Genomic DNA, 16,923 nt, shown 5'->3' on the forward strand with positions numbered 1-16,923 from the left:
ATAAAAGGTTAACTTATTAAAGGGGTTAAGTGAGATTAAAACTCTTTAATAGATCGCTTCATCGGTACTTGTTGAGTAATACAATGGATGTTTCCTCCACCTAACAATATATTTCTGGCATAAACTCCAATTAGGTTATGGTTAGGGAAAGCTTTTTGTAGAGTATCTTTAGCGTGATCATCGGTTTTTTCGCCGAATGTTGGAAATATCACACTGTGGTTTGTTATTAAGAAGTTGGCATAAGAAGCAGCAAGACGCTCTCCGGCTTGTCGATTCATAGAATCGCTGTCGAGTAGGTTTTTAGCTTCGTCTTCAGATACAAAAAGCGGTCCAGGTAGTGGAAGCTTAATGATATCTAGTGTGCGGCCTTTGGCGTCTACTGTTTCACTTAAGACCTTTAGGGCCGCTTTACTGATCGCATACTGTGGATCGCTTGGGTCTTCACAGTCGGTTAATGCCACAACGCCAGGACGAACAACATGCATGATGTTATCCACATGGCCATTGGTTTCATCGTTATAAAGCCCGTTTTTTAACCAAACAATTTTTTCAACGCTTAAGTATGCCTTCAATAAATCCTCGATCTCTTTTTTACTTAGATGTGGATTACGACTTGGGTGAAGTAGGCATTCTTCTGTGGTGAATAAGGTGCCCTCTCCGTCGACATGAATAGACCCACCTTCTAGAATCAACGGCACCTGGTAAACATAGTCATCTGTGACAGCAGCCATTTTTTCAGCGACCGCATTGTCTTGTTCCCAAGAGTCATACAATCCATCTAGTTCGCCACCCCAAGCGTTAAACTGCCAACTATTAGCGCGTCGTTCCCCAAGATCGTTAATAACATAGGTGGCACCTATGTCGCGCATCCAACAATCATCAGAAGGGATTTTGATTACTCTGATTTGATCGTGTAAGGCGAGGCGAGCTTGTTCATAGTGCTTATCATCGACAATGAAAGTGACCTTTGTTGATTGTGCAATCGCAGTAGCAACAGCAACAAACTCAGCTTGAGCATGTTTGCCTTTTTCTCGCCAGTTGTCTTCGCGGGTTGGCCAAGCCATCCACACTTGATCTTGCGGCTCGTGCTCTGCAGGCATACGAAAACCGTCTAGTGTTGGTGAGGTGTACAACGTAGAACTCATTAGCATGTCCTTCATAGTCGCTTTTATAAATAGAGCATAGATTTCGGCCAATTTTATGGTACGTCTACAAACATTCAAGCGTCTTTTGGTTGATTTCATCAAATTAGTGGCTTATTTCATCGATAAAGAGGATTGGCCGTCATATTTTTTGCGTCTTTACAATTGCTCGACGGAAACAGTTACCGAGTCATTTTGTAAAAACTACTTGTTAGTAGGTTAGTGTGAGTTATATGTTTTAAAAAAATATACTTAAAAGTTTTTTAAAATCAATTACTTATATTGTTTTATAAAAGTTGGCACGTGCTTCGCAATACCTTAAGTGAAATCAACAACATGAACATCATTTTCTTGTTTTGGTTGTTGAGTTGATTATTTGGGGCTGGCGTAGATCGCAATGATTGCTCCCAAACTTTTAAACACTAAATGGAGGTTACCATTATGAACATTAAACGTACTCTACTAAATACTGCTTTGGTTCTTGTGACAGCTGGTACATTGGCTGCGTGTGATCAGAGTTCTGATGACAACAAAGTAGAAGACGCAATTTCCAATGCTGGTGATGCTGTTGAGCAAACTATGGATGATGCAGGTGATGCGTTAAACAACGCTGGTAATTCAATTGAAGACACCATGACTGATACAGGTAACGCTATCGAAGACACCTGTGAAGAAGCAAAAGAAGGTGTGAACGCCAAAGACACTGATTGTTAAAATGAATAGAAAAAGGCCGATTACTCGGCCTTTTTCTATTGTTCTTTATAATGTCACTTTGAGTGCTTTATAAAAAATCAGTGTGGTCATATTTATCGAGTTTGTTGTATAGAGTTTTGACACTGATGCCAAGCTGGTTAGCTGTATCCGTTTTATTGCCATCATTATTTTTCAATGTTTTTAAAATGGCAATTTTTTCCATGTCGTCGAGACGCATACCAATAGGGATGCCTGCCGTCGTATCTGTTTCGCTTTGATCGCTGAGGTCATTGGTCACAAGATGTTCTGGATGGATAACGGAGTCGGCTAAAATGTAAGCTCGCTCTACTGCGTGTTTTAATTCACGGACATTTCCAGGCCAAGAGTATCGATTGATTTTTTCTAGGCTTAGTTCTGAAAAGTGTTTGTGTTGGCCATCTTGAGCGTTGCGGTAAGCTAAAAAATGTTGAGCTAGGCCACAGGCATCGCCTTCACGGTCACGCAAAGTAGGCACCATGATAGGAAACTGAGCTAAACGAAAATAGAGATCCTCGCGGAAAACTTCGTCTCGGATGGCATCACTTAATGTACGGTTTGTTGCGGCAACAATACGCACATCGGCCATTTTTACTTGTTGGGAGCCAACGGGTTTATATTCACCGCTTTCAAGGACTCTTAATAGTTTTACTTGCTGTTCATAAGGCATCTCAGTGACTTCATCTAAAAAGAGAGTGCCGCCTTCGGCTTGTTCGAAAACGCCTTGGTGATCTTTATGAGCTCCGGTAAATGCACCTTTAACATGGCCGAATAATTCGCTGTCGATTAATTCAGGGCTAAGTGCCCCGCAGTTTATAGCAACAAAAGGGCCCTCAGCACGCTGACTGAAAACATGCATAGTGTTGGCGATCAGTTCTTTACCTGTGCCGCTTTCACCCATGATAAACGCGTTGGCTTTGGTTGTGGCTACTTTTCGGATGGTGCGATAAAGAGAGTGCATGGCGGTTGAAGAACCGACCAATAATCCAAATTGATCCAAATAACTGGTTTGGGTATTGGTATTTTCGTAGGAGCGGTTTAGATCGCAGAAAACTTCTTCTAGCGAGGACTCAATCAGTTTTAAATTGTAAGGTGATCGATAATGAAATCCAGCGCCTTTCTGCATTAGGCAATCTAGTATTGGATCAGGTTCTCCTTCACTAAAAAATAAAAACTCGGTTTGATACAGAGCGGGGCTGTTAATGAGTTCTTTTAAAGCAACATCATCTAATGAATTGACTTCGATAAGAGCAACATCGCATTTTGATACGGATAATTGATTCAGCCAGTTTTCATTTTGATGGCTTATGTTTAGTTCATATTGTCTAACGCCATTTAAAGAAAGCAGATTTGAAGCTAATAATGGATCTTGAACATGCATAAAGAGCTTTGGTGAAGACATTATTATTTTCCCTGATTTAATTAAAAAATTATTAAGGGTTATGGAATCATAGGAAGATAAGGGAGTCCTAGTCTTTTGCGCTAACTTTGCATTAAACACGGCCTTAATTATCCTTATTTGCACAAAGTTCACCCTTTTGTGAAAGGAGCCAACCATGCTTGACGATCATAGATCAGAGAAAATGCCTTCTCTAAATCGGGATTCACGTATTTTATGTGACATGCTTTCTATGTGTTTTGATGGTTTTTTTGCTAACTCTGCGTTGTGTGGACGAGTAGGTAATACAGTCGATAAACATGTGTTTAAGAAGATATCGTCTTTATATCGGCGCTTGGCAGAGCGCTTATTGCAGAGCGTAGGAAGGTTACCGGAAGATACTGGCACAATGAGTCCAGAGCCAAGGTATATCGCAACAGCTTATTTATCGGCTCTTAATACAGCAGACAAACATTCTTTAAGCCGTGTGATGTCGGTTAATTGGCAAGTGATAAAGTGTATTAGTAAGTTAGTGGGTGAATTAGAAAATAAGCTATTTGTTAGTATGATAGTTGATTATTTAGCCTGCATTCAGGTGGTATTAGATAACGTGAAAAAACGCAGAAAAGCCGCTAAATTGAGCTAGATAAAGACACAAAAAGAGCTTCGAAGCTCTTTTTGTTATGACGGGTGGTGTTTATTTAATGGTAGTTATCTGATGGTTTATTAATGATTTATGTGTCGTTAATAATTTATTGGTTATTAACGATTCTATAGTCTAATTTACCAACAATAGTGCCCGTATTATCTGACGCAGTTACGTTAAAGCTGGCGTTGTTTTTTTCTCGTTTTGGATTGACGGTGGAGATGACTTGATCATTAACAACAAGCTGGTACGTTTCAGAAAACGTAATATGTAAATCTTCAGATTTTGGGTTTTCAAACAAAATATTGTCTTTTAAGCGAATGACTCGGCTTTCGCCACGAACCCATTGCCCCACAAGAGGCTGAGCTTTAAATGTCGAACCGTCATGGGTAACGGTTGCTTCAGATAGAAAAATCCGAATCAAATCCCCATTCATAGCCACTTTTTCTCTATCCTTTACGCGCGAGTTCAATACAGCAAGAGCAGTATTGGTTTTGCTAACATACGAACGAAGTTGTTGAATACTTGAGCCGATCTCTTTTTCGCTCAATTGTCCACTGACGGTCAATTTTGGTAATGCCGGGGCGTTTCCAACTCTATTTTTAAGTTCTGTGAAATTGGCGTAGGCGAGTGTTTTCTGAGCCGTAAGTTGTTTAACCAAGTTAGTATTCGTCTCGGTAACACTTGTGTTTGCTTCCTTACTATTTTCATTAATCTCAGTAATAACGCTTGTCTTTACTTTTTCTATTTCATCTTCCTTTGTCTTACTAGGAAGTGGAAGCGTTTGCTCTGTGCTTACGGTATTTTGTGCTGAATTGGTCTCAGTTTTACTGTTTTGTAAGTCTTTAAAAATTGGCATCGAGCAAGCACTTAGAAAAAGTGTTGCAAGTAAAAGGCCGGTACGGAATGTAGACATTGATTAATCCTGAGATTAGAAGAGAAAAATAAGTCACCAAGTATGCGGTATGACGGATTGTATGTCGAGCTGAAGTGACTGTTACCAATAGCAGTATTCTATTTAAAAGTGCAAATAGAATTAAACGTGTAAATGAAAACTCTATGAAGGCTGGGGCCCTCTGATAGTGTGAATAGAGAGAGACAAGTCAGAACCAGTCTCTCTCTTTTAATTATTTTTGAGATTGATTCCACAGAATACATTCATCTAGCGTGACGCCTTTGCCACCAAAAATATCCAGTGCGCTACCTATGGTCAGATCCACTAAGCCATTAGACAGTTCATGAACACGCTTTAAGTCCGCTAAAGATCGAGCTCCGCCAGCATATGTTACGGCAACCGGACAACCTTGGCCGAGGAGTTGAACTAAGTTCTCATCAATACCTGCTTGTAAGCCTTCGACATCAGCGGCATGAATCAAGAATTCATCACAATGGTTTGCTAATTCAATTAGGTTTTCTTGGTTAACCTGAGTAGAGGTAATGGTTTGCCAGCGATCAGTGGCAATATACCAACCATCTTGAGTGCGACGACAGCTTAAATCCAAGACTAAACGATCGGTTCCTGTTTCGCGTTTGATTTTGTCTAACCGATCCCAAGAGAATTCACCGTTTTCAAACAAATAAGAAGTAACGATGACGTGAGAAGCCCCCGCTTTTAAGTAACTTTCAGCATTGCTGCTGTTAACACCACCGCCAAACTGTAAACCATTAGGGTAAGCTCGTAGGGCGCTGAATGCTTCTTCTTTATTGCCTTTCCCCAATGCAATGACATGTCCTCCAACGAGCCCATGTTCACGATACATGTTGGCATAATGCTCAGCATTGTGTTCACTGATAAAGTTCTCTGTGGCGCCTTTGTCATTCAGACTTCCACCTACAATTTGCTTAACCTTGCCTTGGTGTAGATCGATACAAGGACGGAATTGGGTCACAAAAAACTCCTATTTAGTTTGAAATAAAGTGGCGATTGTAACCGATAATGTACTGATAAACGATGCACCAAAGCAAACACTTCTTAAGCCTGTTATAATCCTTGGTCATTCAAATAGAAAGAAACATAAAGCAATCATCATGCTACAAATTACCCTCGCTGTGGGGATCCCAGACCACGAAATCGAACTAACCGCAATCCGAGCACAAGGTGCAGGCGGTCAGAATGTGAATAAAGTATCCTCGGCCATTCATTTGAGATTTAACGTTGCTAGTTCTTCTTTGCCTGAATTTTACAAAGAACGCTTGTTAGCACTAAATGACTCTCGTCTGACCAAAGAAGGCGATATTGTGCTTAAAGCACAGCAACATCGAACGCAAGAACTGAACCGAGAAGATGCATTGGCAAGGCTGAAAGAATTGATTCTTGAGGCGGTTCGAGTACAAAAAGCTCGTCGACCGACCAAGCCTTCGCGTTCTTCGCAAAAGAAACGGGTAGAGCAGAAAAAACAAAAAGGTCAGATCAAAAGCTTGCGTCGAAATAATTGGGATTAAAAATTTACCTTACATAATGAGTAATACTTGTTTTTCTAAAGTGCGCTAGCCTTGTAATATAATAGGGTCACTTTTCTTTGGAATAATAAAAATAGGTTTGCTCACCATGAAATTAGAATCTCTTGCATTGCATCACGGTTATACCTCTGAAGCCACGACGAAAGCCGCGGCAGTTCCGATTTATCAGACGACATCTTATACCTTTGACGATACTCAGCATGGTGCGGATTTATTTGACCTGAAAGTTCAGGGCAATATTTATACCCGCATCATGAACCCAACAACGGACGTGTTAGAGCAGCGTGTAGCAGCAATGGAAGGCGGTATCGCCGCGCTTGCGGTTGCATCCGGTATGGCGGCCATTACCTATGCTTTGCAATGTATTTGTGATGTAGGTTCGAATATTGTCAGCACCAGTCAGTTGTACGGCGGCACTTATAATTTATTTGCTCACAGCTTTCCAAGACAAGGTATTGAGACTCGCATGGTATCTGCGGATGACCTAGCAGGGTTTGAAGCCGCAATAGATGATAATACTCGTGCTATTTTTTGTGAATCTATCGGTAATCCAGCCGGCAATATTGTTGATATTGAAGCGCTGGCAGCAATTGCCAATAAACACGGCATTCCACTTATTGTAGATAACACAGTGGCAACGCCATTCCTATGTCGTCCTTTTGAATTGGGCGCACATATTGTGGTGCATTCATTAACGAAATACATTGGCGGTCATGGTACCACCGTTGGCGGTATTATTGTCGACTCAGGAAAATTTGATTGGGTGGCGAATAAAAAACGTTTTCCAATGTTGAATGAACCAGATCCTTCCTACCACGATGTTATTTATACAGAAGCTTTGGGTGCCGCGGCTTATATTGGTCGTTGTCGAGTTGTGCCGCTACGCAATACTGGTGCGGCATTGTCTCCACACAGTGCATTTTTAATCATGCAAGGCTTGGAAACGCTTGGTCTAAGAATGGAGCGCCATTGTTCTAATGCAGAAAAACTAGCGGCCTTTTTGCAAAATCACGATAAAGTTAATTGGGTAAATTACGCCGCGTTGCCTGATAATAAATACAATGCAATGAGCCAGCGAATTACCAATGGTAAAGCGTCTGGGGTGTTAAGTTTTGGTATCAAAGGCGGTATCGAAGCAGGAACACAGTTTATTGATGCACTACAAATGGTACTTCGTCTGGTGAATATTGGGGACGCTAAATCTCTGGCTTGTCACCCAGCTTCAACGACTCACCGTCAGTTAAACGATGAAGAGTTAGCCAATGCTGGTGTGAGTCGAGATCTGGTTCGTATTTCTGTGGGCATTGAAAACATAGAAGATATAATCGCGGACATCAGCCAAGCACTGGATAAGGTCACCGTTTAGAGTCCAGGTTAATACAAGTAAGGGGCTACATTTAAAAGTAGCTCTTTACTGTATTTCATAGGAATAGGTTGTAATGCATGTCAGAAAACCATGAAAAAGATCAAGTAATAAGCAGTCCTTGTATTCGACATTGCAGTCTGGATGACGATGATGTTTGTGTGGGCTGCTATCGAACTATTAATGAAATTATGGAATGGCAAAAATCAACACAGAGTAAAAAACTGGATATTTTAGCACATTGTTTAATGCGTAAAAAAAAGCACGATGCTCAGTACTCTTAGTTCTACTGCGATCACTTACGGCACTGTTTCTTTTCCCTTCTTAACTCTCTCCTATTTTTAATTCTAATTTTTTCACTATTTTTGTAAGAAAGTAATTACTGCCCACGTCTAAACCATAGAAACAATATATATGGTGCTTGGAGTTGTCCAAGCTTTTAGATTATACGGGTAGGCGGTTTATCTTGATTGCAGAATTACAAGCATGGCTAACAGCAGGAACAACGTCACTGGCGTTGTTGTGTGTTGGTATTGTGCTCTTGTCCTATTTACTTGAAGACCTTGCTATCGCAACAGCAGCGACCTTATCAGCCCATGGGGACTTGTCTCCATCTTTGGCATTACTGTCGATTTTTATTGGTATTTCGACGGGTGATCTAGGTCTGTATATTTTGGGGCGATATGCGAGAAAAGTTAGATGGTTACGCTATCGAGCTTTAACCAACTCTTCTTTTAAAGTCGTCAGAAGAAAACTCACTCTGCGCGCTTTTGTGAATCTATTTTTGATTCGCTTTATTCCCGGCTTGAGAACTATTGGTTTTACCTTAAGTGGTTTTCTAGTCATTCCGTTACCTGTCTTTTTTAGTGCTGTTTTGCTTGCTACCTCTATTTGGACTCTGGTGGTTTTTACACTGATTTACCAAATAGGCAGCAGTGTATTTATGCAAGTGTCAGAGCTGAAGTGGGTGCTTATTCCTGTGGCTTTTGGTCTGTTGTTTTTGATGAATCGTTTTCTTAATAAATCCTTTACGCGAGGTGTGTCATGAGTGCCATGTTAGAGGGGCAGTTCATTGCGCCGAATAAAATTAATGCAGGAATGCCGATGCTCCAAGTCGACAAAGAGGCGAGCATTTCGCCTTATGAGTTTATGCCGAGCTGGTTTTTTTATGCACCTGTGGTTGTGCAGAGTTTGCTACTTGGTTTGCGCCACGGCGATGTTTGTCTGCCCTTAATTGCCAATCCGAGTATCAAGCTAAGCGGTATGGTGGGTGAATCTAAAACCGATATTTTGAATTTGGCAGGCTCAGTAGCCAAACAATGGATTGAACCTTTTATTACTTTGACGAAAAGCCAAGAGAATATTTCCGTTCAGTTAGAAGATGCCCTGCTAGCCATGGACGCTGCTCAGTTGTCATTTCCCATTGTCGCTAAGCCTGACTTAGGTTGTCGCGGTGTTGGTGTCAAATTACTGAAATCTGCAGTGCAACTTAATGATTACATTAAAGAGTTTCCAGCATCCGCACAATTTTTATTGCAACGCAAAGCGCCATATCAAGCGGAAGCAGGCGTTTTTTATGTCCGTTATCCGGGACAAGAGCAGGGCGAGATTATCTCCATTACCTTGAAATATACGCCAAGTGTGTTGGGGGATGGAACACACACTTTGAGACAACTGATTGAGCGTTGCCCGAGAGCGGGTCAGTTAACCCATTTGTATTTTCCACGACACACACAAAAACTGAATTGGATCCCAGCAGAAGGCGAGGAATACCCTCTTGCGTTTGCGGGTAGTCACAGTCGTGGTTCGATTTTTCGTAATGGTAATCAATATATTACGCAGTCGTTAACACGCAAGTTAGATGAGATCCTGAAGGACGTCGATGATTACTACTATGGTCGTTTAGACATTAAGTTTGCTGATATTGAGTCTTTTATGGCAGGCGAAAAATTTTCCATTTTGGAAATGAATGGTGCGAGTAGTGAAGCAACGCACATTTGGGATCGCCACACCAAGCTGTCTGAGATCTTTAGCACCCTCCTAAAACAGTATCGAATCTTGTTTGAGATCGGTGCTTTACAGAAAAAGCGCGGCTTTAAATCTCCATCTATTCGAACGTTGTGGAAAGCGTGGCGAGAAGAAAAAAGGCTGACTCAAGATTATCCAAGTACTGATTAAATGCAGTGAAAAGTGAGTGTTGAGGCGTTGGCTAAGAGTAATTTTTTGAAGGAAATAATATGCAATCGGTACTAAAACAGAGAGAGGTAATCGCGTTGTCGCCAGTGGGTTATTCAGCAACAGTGCAAGGCTGTCTTGAGATATTATCTCAGGCTTCTCGCTGTTTGCAGATGCTAGATGATGAAGACTATCAAGCATCGGCGAAACCTTTCATTAGCAGTTCTATCGGTGAGCACTTTCGTCATTGGTTGGATGTGTTTAACGCTATTCAGCGTGCAAGCATGGTGATTGATTATAACCAGAGGCGTCGTGGTCACTCGGTTGAGACCTCGCGCTCTGTTGCCTTAGCAGAAATCACCGTCTTGGCAAACTGGCTAACAGGCTTATCGGAAAAAGAGCTTAAGAAAAACGTGAGTATTTTGACGGAAGTCTCTGTCTCGCATACGCAAGCCTGTCTTATGTCATCAACATTGGAGCGAGAGATTACCTTCGCTGCTCTCCATGCAAATCACCATTTCGCCATGGTAAAAGTCGCCGCAAGTTTATTGAATAAAGCCATCGATGACGATTTTGGTATTGCGCCTGCCACCGCTACTTTTTTGCGAGGCCAATAATCATGTGTTCTGTTTCTTGGTGGATAGACGAATCAGGCTATCAAATATTTTTTAATCGTGATGAACAAAAAATGCGCGCTTCTGCATTGCCACCTCAGTCTTTTGTTCAGCAAGACACCGAGGTGTTGATGCCAATTGACCCTGTCGGACAAGGCAGCTGGATTAGCTTGAACGAACAAGGTTTGTCCTTGTGTTTGCTGAATAACTACCAAGGTAAAAAGCCCGCAGGCGAGCTAATTAGTCGAGGGCAATTACTAAAAGCCCTGTCCAGCGCAGAAAGTATTGCCAAAGTCGAACGGCAGTTTAGTCAGTTGGACCTTCAACAATTTGCACCTTTTATTCTGCTGGCCTTTGAATTGGGCAATGACAAGGTTCGGGAGTTTCAATGGAATGGTGGGCGCATTTCTATTGATTATGCTATTTCACCGCATTTTTCGTCTGCTGTGGCGTTAGAAAACGTTGTTACTTATCGACAATCTATCTACTGCGAACTGGCTGCCAAAACACCAGGCGACTTGATGTCATTTCATTCCCAGCATCATCCAGAGCATTCTCACTTATCGGTTTGCATGCACAGGGAAGACGCGCAGACCGTGAGCTTTACACATATTCAAGCAGCAAAAGACAATCTTCAAATGAGCTATGTGGCTGGGTCGCCTTGCTCGCATTTAACGGCAGCAGCGCTGGCGGAACAGACTTATCGTTTTCAAAGCAATCGCTTTCAAAACAATCGTTTTCAAGGCAATCGTTTTCAAGAAAAGGTTCCCCTTGTTGGTATTCCTCTTTAATCAAAGTTTAGGAGTTGTTATGACGCGTTTAGTGATGTTTTTAGCCTTGTTTATAAGCAATTTGGCGATAGCGCAAGATGAGATTTACACCGGTTACTTTAGTAATAAAGCGCTGAGTGGGTATGACACAGTGGCTTATTTTACTGACCATAAACCGGTCGAAGGTAGCGATAAGTTTGTGACTGAATATAAAGGCGCTGATTGGTATTTTGCTTCGCAAGAACATCTCGATATGTTCAAAGCTGAACCTGAGAAGTATGCCCCTCAATATGGTGGCTATTGCGCTTGGGCAATATCAGCCAAGAGTGATTTTGCTTCTGCTGATCCGAAAAAATGGGCTGTGGTCGATGGCAAGCTTTACCTAAATTATGACGAAAAGGTTAAGCAAATGTGGGACCAAAACCAAGCTTTGCATATCAAGCAGGCTGACGCGAATTGGCCTGCATTGATTCGTAAAAAATAATTCTCTAACCCCGATTAGGATTCGCTGCAACGGATCAAAAATCACATTTAAAAATAAGGTTAATAAAAATGAATAAGCAATTTGTGAAATATCTCCCCACGGTGTTCATCGCCTTTGTGTTTGTACAGTCGCTGTTTTTTAAATTTACTGGCTCCTACGAAACAGACTATATCTTCGGCGTGTTGGGTGCTTGGTCTGGTTTGGATTTTTTCGGTAACTACGGTGGTTATATTATCGGTATGGCTGAACTGATTGCTTCTATTTTGCTGTTTACTCGTTGGCATGGCCTTGGCGCTTTGATGGCAATAGGCATTATGAGTGGTGCGATTTTTTTCCACCTCTTTACGCCGTTAGGTATTGTCATGCCCGAGTTCAACGCAGTAGGTGAAGTGGTTGGTAACGACGGTGGTTTGCTGTTTACCATGGCGTGTTTCGTTTGGTTAAGTGCGGCATTTTTATCGCTTCGTGATCTAAAAAATCCACAAGGCATACTAAATAACATTGTGAATAGCGGAGTCTGATTATGTTAGCCAGTCCTTTTCGTCTAAAAAGAGTCACACCATTTGGTGTTGGGGAATCCGTTATTGAATGGGCGACAGGACTCGCTAAATTGGATCGCTTGTATCAACAAAGACCAAGTAATCAGAGTGGTTTTGAATTCATGCGTTATACCCTTGAAGCGTTGGATATTGATTACTCGATTGCCAAAGGAAGTGTTGATAGTATCCCCCAAAAGGGCGCTGTGGTCATAGTGGCAAATCACCCTTTGGGAGCAATCGAAGGGGTGGTATTGGCCGATTTGGTTGGGCGAGTTCGTAGTGATGTCAAAGTACTCGCCAATGAAATGTTGAAGCGTTTGCCCGAAATTAGTGATTTGTTTATTGGTGTTGATGTGTTTGGTAGCAAATCGGCACAACGTACTAATGGCAAGGCGATTCGAGAGGCACATCGACATTTAGCCGATGACGGTCTGTTAATTGTGTTTCCTGCCGGAGAAGTGTCGGCTTATCCTAAGAAATCGAACGATAAAGCGTCATCAAACAAGTCTAGTGAAAAGCAAACATTAGCAGATATCGAATGGAGCCAGTCTGTCGCTAATTTTTTAAAACGTAGCGAAGCGACCACGGTGCCAATTTTTATTAATGGCAAAAATAGCGAGCTGTTTTACCAAGCCGGTCGTATTCATCCCTTGTTGCGAACGGCTATGTTGGGGCGAGAGCTACTGAATAAAGCATCTTCCGTTATTGATATTTCGATCGGCAGTGCTATACCGTTTTCGGAAGTGAGCCAGTTTGATAATAATCAAGATCTTGTCAATTACTTGCGCTTAAATACCTATTTAATGAGCCCTCAATATGCTCAAGAAGGTCTGCTCCAGCATGACAGCACAGACTTGCCAATCATCGCACCAATTGACCCAGATCTGTTAGAAAGCGAAATTGCCAATTTACCAGACGATATGCTGTTGGTTGAGCAAGGTGAGTTCAGTGTTTATTGCGCGCCGACGCAATCGATTCCTCTGCTAATTCAAGATATTGGTCGTATCCGAGAGGAAAATTTTCGCGCTGTTGGCGAAGGAAGTGGCTTGGCGTGTGACGTAGATGAATATGACCTTTATTATCATCAGCTGTTCGTTTGGCATCATGGCAATAAAGAGATTGTTGGTGCGTATCGTATGGGGTTGGTCGATAAATTGGTCGAGGCTCATGGTCTTGAAGGGCTGTATTCACGCAGCCTGTTTAACTATGATCAAGGCTTTATTGACAGCTTAGATCAAAGTATTGAAATGGGTCGATCAGTTGTCGCTGCTAAGTATCAAAAGAACTTACATTCTCTGCTTTTGCTTTGGAAGGGTATTGCAACCTTTGCTTACCGAAACCCCAAATACACGCATTTGTTTGGCCCTGTGAGTATCAGTAATGATTACAGTCATACCGCACGCCAATTAATTGCCGCAACCTTGTCGATTCATTATTACGATAAAGAGAAAGCCAGCTTAGTGATGCCATCGACGCCACTTAGAAACAGTGGTTCGGTTTTTTGGCAGCCTAATTTATTATCGTCACTAGCGAGCGTCACTCTACTGTCAAAGGTCTTATCGAGAATGGAGCAGGGCAAAGGCTTGCCAGTATTGATTCGTCAGTATTTAAAAATGAATGGACAACTAGTGTGCTTTAATGTTGATCCAGCGTTTCATAATTCATTGGATGGACTGATCGTGGTGAATTTAAAAGATGTGCCTTTATCTATATTGGCGAAATACATGGGGCAAGAAGAGGCTAAGACGTATCTAAACGACACTCCCTAAGTGTAAGTGTCGTTTAGAAGGAAATAGTGGCGCAATAGTGAGGCTTTGCCATCACTATTGCTTACTACGGATGTTCATCTCCTGGATAGCCTCAATCACCATGTCTGGATGCTGTAGATTAATAATGTGTCCGGCACCTTGAATCCACTTTACCTTTAGCTCACTGTTGCTAAATAAGCTTGTTGCATAATTCGCGCTGGCTGGATTGACCAAGGTGTCTTCTGTGCCTTGAAGAAGAGTAACGGGCGTTGTTAATTTACTTAATTTAGTTTGTTCTGCCTCTAAGCTCCCCGTTAGATCTAATACTTCCATATTGGAATAATTCCATTTATCTGGAATCAGAAAACTGGGTGTCCAATCTAGAACTCTGTTGTACCAACGAGCTTGCGCTAATTCAGGTTTAAGATCGCCTGCCAAAATAACCACACCGCGTACAAATTGAGGATAATCGGCCGCCAAAACAGGCACGAGAGATCCGCCTAAGGAGTGACCCACTAATATTAATTTTTGTTTGTTATTATGCTCCCATATGTCTTTCAGCATAGGGCCGATCATATTGGCTTGTGCTTGTAGTGAGGTTGGAAATTTTCCAGAGTAAGTCGATTTTCCCCAACCAGGCCTGTCGATGGAAGTGATGCGAAAGCTTTTTTGGAGCTCAGCGTTTAAAAAATAACGGGCAAACGCTGTCCAGCTTCCCGGCGTGCCATGAACAAATACCACTGTATCGCGTGCGGTCTTACTTGGGTCACTATTGACGTAATGAAGTTTAAAGTCTCCATCCGGTCCTTTCATGTACAAGACATGATTTTGAATGAGCCTAGGTGTATTGATTACCTGCTGAGCAATATCTTCATTTTCTTTGATTTCTTTGGGCATGCTACAGGCGGTTAAAGTAATCACTAATATGGAGATAGGTAAGACGTTGAAAATAAATTTCATAGGAAAGTTCCAGAATAAAATAATAACTCTGTTGTCATGGTTTTTCGATGTTGTAAATGATTATACATTGTATTTGAGACGCTAGGTTTTCATTTTATGTTCATGTTTCGAAACTATTTTAGTTCTGCTGTACCTCGTCTTTTTTACTACTTATTTCTTTCACTCTCTTTATCTTGATCTAACGCAATGTTTTAAATCGCAACTACACTCATAATCTGGCCTTATAGTAAGCCTTATAAATATTTGAGGCTTCGGTGGGCGTTGGATAACAAGAACACTAAATAAAGTAAGTGTCTACGATCGTCTTTTTTCTCAATCAAATGAATGGGTTGAAGTTATATGATTAACGAAGCTGTAGTGGAATTATCGCGATTTCAGTTTGCTTTCACTGCTCTGTACCACTATTTGTTTGTCCCTTTAACACTAGGGATGTCTTTTTTACTTGCAATCATGGAATCTGTCTATGTGATTACAGGTAAACAAGTCTACAAAGACATGGTTAAGTTCTGGGGTAAATTGTTTGGTATAAACTTTGCGCTAGGCGTAACAACAGGTTTGACGATGGAGTTCCAGTTCGGGACTAACTGGTCTTACTACTCACATTACGTTGGCGATATTTTTGGTGCACCTTTAGCCATCGAAGGCTTGATGGCTTTCTTCCTTGAATCAACATTGGTTGGTTTGTTCTTCTTTGGTTGGGATCGCCTAAGCAAAGTGAAGCACTTGGTTGTTACTTGGGGTGTTGCACTGGGTTCTAACTTGTCAGCTTTGTGGATCTTGATTGCCAATGGCTGGATGCAGAACCCGGTAGGCTCAGAATTCAACTACGAAACCATGCGTATGGAATTAGTGGATTTTAGTGCCCTAATCTTCAACCCAGTCGCTCAGGTGAAATTTGTTCACACAGTATCAGCAGGTTACACAACAGGTGCGATATTTGTTCTTGTTATTTCAAGCTATTACTTATTGAAAGGCCGCGATCTTGCGTTTGCTCGTCGTTCTTTTGCCATCGCTTCTGCGTTTGGTTTGGCGTCTATCTTGAGCGTTATCCTATTGGGTGATGAATCTGGTTATGAGCTAGGCGAAGTGCAAAAAGTGAAATTGGCCGCGGTTGAAGCTGAGTGGGAAACACAAACAGCACCTGCTGACTTTACGTTAATTGGTTTCCCGAACCAAGAACTTCAAGAAACCGAGTATGCGATAAAAATTCCAGGCCTAATGGGCTTGATCGCGACACGTTCTCTAGACAAAGAAGTTGAAGGTATCAAAGAACTGAAAGAGCATAACCGCCAGCGTATTATCAATGGTATTTATGCAAACCAGTTGCTTGAGAAGTTACGCAGTGGTTCAACCGATCCGCTAGTAAAAGAAAACTTCGAGAAAGTAAAAGACGATATAGGCTATGGTTTGTTAGTCACCGCCTTTAATGAAGACATTAACAAAGTGACTTCAGAAGAGATTGATCAGGCAGTGGAGTACTCTATTCCACAAGTAGCGCCATTGTTCTTCGCTTTTCGTATCATGGTCGGTTGTGGCTTCTTAATGTTGTTCGTCTTTGCCGCTGCTTTTTACCAAAACGCGCGTCGTCGTATTGGTCAAAGTCCTCTGTTCCTGAAATTTATCGTAATTTGTTTACCACTTCCTTGGATTGCCAATGAAGCAGGTTGGTTTGTTGCGGAATACGGCCGTCAGCCTTGGGCTATTGGTGAGATATTACCTGTTCATGTTGCGGTCTCTAGCTTAACAGCAACAGAAATCTGGATCAGCCTTGCAGGCTTCGGACTTCTTTATACAGCGTTCCTAATTGCTGAGATGTACTTGATGATTCGCTTTGCGAAACAAGGCCCTTCTAGTTTGCATACTGGGCGTTACGCACTTGAACAAGAAACGGCTCAGCTGAAGCAGGAGGTGTAAG

18 protein-coding genes are annotated in these 16,923 nt (G+C 41.8%); 13 read left to right on the forward strand and 5 right to left on the reverse strand.

Annotated elements, in window-relative coordinates; genetic code table 11:
- Nucleotides 1-35: 35 nt before the first annotated feature.
- Nucleotides 36-1,145 carry an agmatine deiminase gene (aguA, locus tag DFP80_RS00625; protein WP_113914879.1) on the reverse strand — a complete coding sequence of 370 codons (1,110 nt, stop codon included), beginning with the start codon at nucleotides 1,143-1,145 and terminating at the stop codon, nucleotides 36-38.
- 438 nt (nucleotides 1,146-1,583) lie between these two features.
- On the opposite strand from aguA, the gene DFP80_RS00630 reads away from it, so the two are divergent.
- On the forward strand, nucleotides 1,584-1,856 hold the full coding sequence (locus DFP80_RS00630) for a hypothetical protein (protein WP_113914880.1): 273 nt from the start codon (nucleotides 1,584-1,586) through the stop codon (nucleotides 1,854-1,856).
- Nucleotides 1,857-1,923: 67 nt separating this feature from the next.
- On the opposite strand, the gene DFP80_RS00635 is transcribed toward DFP80_RS00630, so the two are convergent.
- Nucleotides 1,924-3,273, reverse strand: coding sequence for a sigma-54 interaction domain-containing protein (locus tag DFP80_RS00635; RefSeq protein ID WP_113914881.1), 1,350 nt, complete (start codon nucleotides 3,271-3,273; stop codon nucleotides 1,924-1,926).
- Nucleotides 3,274-3,427: 154 nt separating this feature from the next.
- On the opposite strand from DFP80_RS00635, the gene DFP80_RS00640 reads away from it, so the two are divergent.
- On the forward strand, nucleotides 3,428-3,895 hold the full coding sequence (locus tag DFP80_RS00640) for a hypothetical protein (RefSeq protein WP_113914882.1): 468 nt from the start codon (nucleotides 3,428-3,430) through the stop codon (nucleotides 3,893-3,895).
- Nucleotides 3,896-4,001: 106 nt separating this feature from the next.
- Here the strand turns inward: DFP80_RS00640 and DFP80_RS00645 are convergent, their stop codons facing one another.
- Nucleotides 4,002-4,811, reverse strand: a complete 810-nt coding sequence (locus DFP80_RS00645; protein WP_113914883.1) for a hypothetical protein — start codon at nucleotides 4,809-4,811, stop codon at nucleotides 4,002-4,004.
- Between the two features lie 211 nt (nucleotides 4,812-5,022).
- Nucleotides 5,023-5,784, reverse strand: a complete 762-nt coding sequence (gene hisA / locus DFP80_RS00650) for a phosphoribosylformimino-5-aminoimidazole carboxamide ribotide isomerase (protein WP_113914884.1) — start codon at nucleotides 5,782-5,784, stop codon at nucleotides 5,023-5,025.
- A gap of 139 nt (nucleotides 5,785-5,923) precedes the next feature.
- Here hisA and arfB point away from each other — a divergent pair, with 139 nt between their 5' ends.
- The 10 genes from arfB to DFP80_RS00700 all read left to right on the forward strand — a co-directional run bounded on the left by arfB (nucleotide 5,924) and on the right by DFP80_RS00700 (nucleotide 14,069).
- A complete protein-coding gene (gene arfB, locus DFP80_RS00655; protein ID WP_113915125.1) occupies nucleotides 5,924-6,337 on the forward strand; it encodes an alternative ribosome rescue aminoacyl-tRNA hydrolase ArfB in 414 nt (137 codons plus the stop codon).
- Nucleotides 6,338-6,443: 106 nt separating this feature from the next.
- On the forward strand, nucleotides 6,444-7,721 hold the full coding sequence (locus DFP80_RS00660) for an O-acetylhomoserine aminocarboxypropyltransferase/cysteine synthase family protein (RefSeq protein ID WP_113914885.1): 1,278 nt from the start codon (nucleotides 6,444-6,446) through the stop codon (nucleotides 7,719-7,721).
- A 77-nt stretch (nucleotides 7,722-7,798) separates the two neighbouring features.
- Nucleotides 7,799-8,002 (forward strand): DUF1289 domain-containing protein, encoded by a 204-nt coding sequence (locus tag DFP80_RS00665; protein ID WP_113914886.1) that lies wholly within the window; start codon nucleotides 7,799-7,801, stop codon nucleotides 8,000-8,002.
- 182 nt (nucleotides 8,003-8,184) lie between these two features.
- Nucleotides 8,185-8,766, forward strand: coding sequence for a DedA family protein (locus DFP80_RS00670; RefSeq protein WP_113914887.1), 582 nt, complete (start codon nucleotides 8,185-8,187; stop codon nucleotides 8,764-8,766).
- Nucleotides 8,763-9,896: a D-alanine--D-alanine ligase gene (locus DFP80_RS00675; protein ID WP_113914888.1), complete on the forward strand. Its 1,134-nt coding sequence runs from the start codon at nucleotides 8,763-8,765 to the stop codon at nucleotides 9,894-9,896. Before DFP80_RS00670 ends, DFP80_RS00675 begins: the two co-directional genes overlap by 4 nt.
- A gap of 59 nt (nucleotides 9,897-9,955) precedes the next feature.
- Entirely contained in the window at nucleotides 9,956-10,510 is a 555-nt protein-coding gene (locus DFP80_RS00680; protein WP_113914889.1) for a hypothetical protein, read from the forward strand.
- 2 nt (nucleotides 10,511-10,512) lie between these two features.
- Complete coding sequence (locus DFP80_RS00685; protein WP_113914890.1) at nucleotides 10,513-11,298, forward strand: NRDE family protein; 786 nt, start codon at nucleotides 10,513-10,515, stop codon at nucleotides 11,296-11,298.
- A gap of 19 nt (nucleotides 11,299-11,317) precedes the next feature.
- Nucleotides 11,318-11,761 (forward strand): YHS domain-containing (seleno)protein, encoded by a 444-nt coding sequence (locus tag DFP80_RS00690; protein ID WP_113914891.1) that lies wholly within the window; start codon nucleotides 11,318-11,320, stop codon nucleotides 11,759-11,761.
- Between the two features lie 68 nt (nucleotides 11,762-11,829).
- On the forward strand, nucleotides 11,830-12,282 hold the full coding sequence (locus tag DFP80_RS00695; RefSeq protein ID WP_113914892.1) for a hypothetical protein: 453 nt from the start codon (nucleotides 11,830-11,832) through the stop codon (nucleotides 12,280-12,282).
- Nucleotides 12,283-12,284: 2 nt separating this feature from the next.
- Nucleotides 12,285-14,069 (forward strand): bifunctional lysophospholipid acyltransferase family protein/GNAT family N-acetyltransferase, encoded by a 1,785-nt coding sequence (locus DFP80_RS00700; protein ID WP_113914893.1) that lies wholly within the window; start codon nucleotides 12,285-12,287, stop codon nucleotides 14,067-14,069.
- 54 nt (nucleotides 14,070-14,123) lie between these two features.
- Here the strand turns inward: DFP80_RS00700 and DFP80_RS00705 are convergent, their stop codons facing one another.
- Nucleotides 14,124-15,008, reverse strand: a complete 885-nt coding sequence (locus DFP80_RS00705; RefSeq protein WP_113914894.1) for an alpha/beta fold hydrolase — start codon at nucleotides 15,006-15,008, stop codon at nucleotides 14,124-14,126.
- 339 nt (nucleotides 15,009-15,347) lie between these two features.
- On the opposite strand from DFP80_RS00705, the gene DFP80_RS00710 reads away from it, so the two are divergent.
- Entirely contained in the window at nucleotides 15,348-16,922 is a 1,575-nt protein-coding gene (locus DFP80_RS00710) for a cytochrome ubiquinol oxidase subunit I (RefSeq protein WP_113914895.1), read from the forward strand.
- Nucleotide 16,923 lies beyond the last annotated feature (1 nt).

This window comes from Marinomonas rhizomae, from assembly GCF_003315485.1.
GTDB lineage: Bacteria > Pseudomonadota > Gammaproteobacteria > Pseudomonadales > Marinomonadaceae > Marinomonas > Marinomonas rhizomae.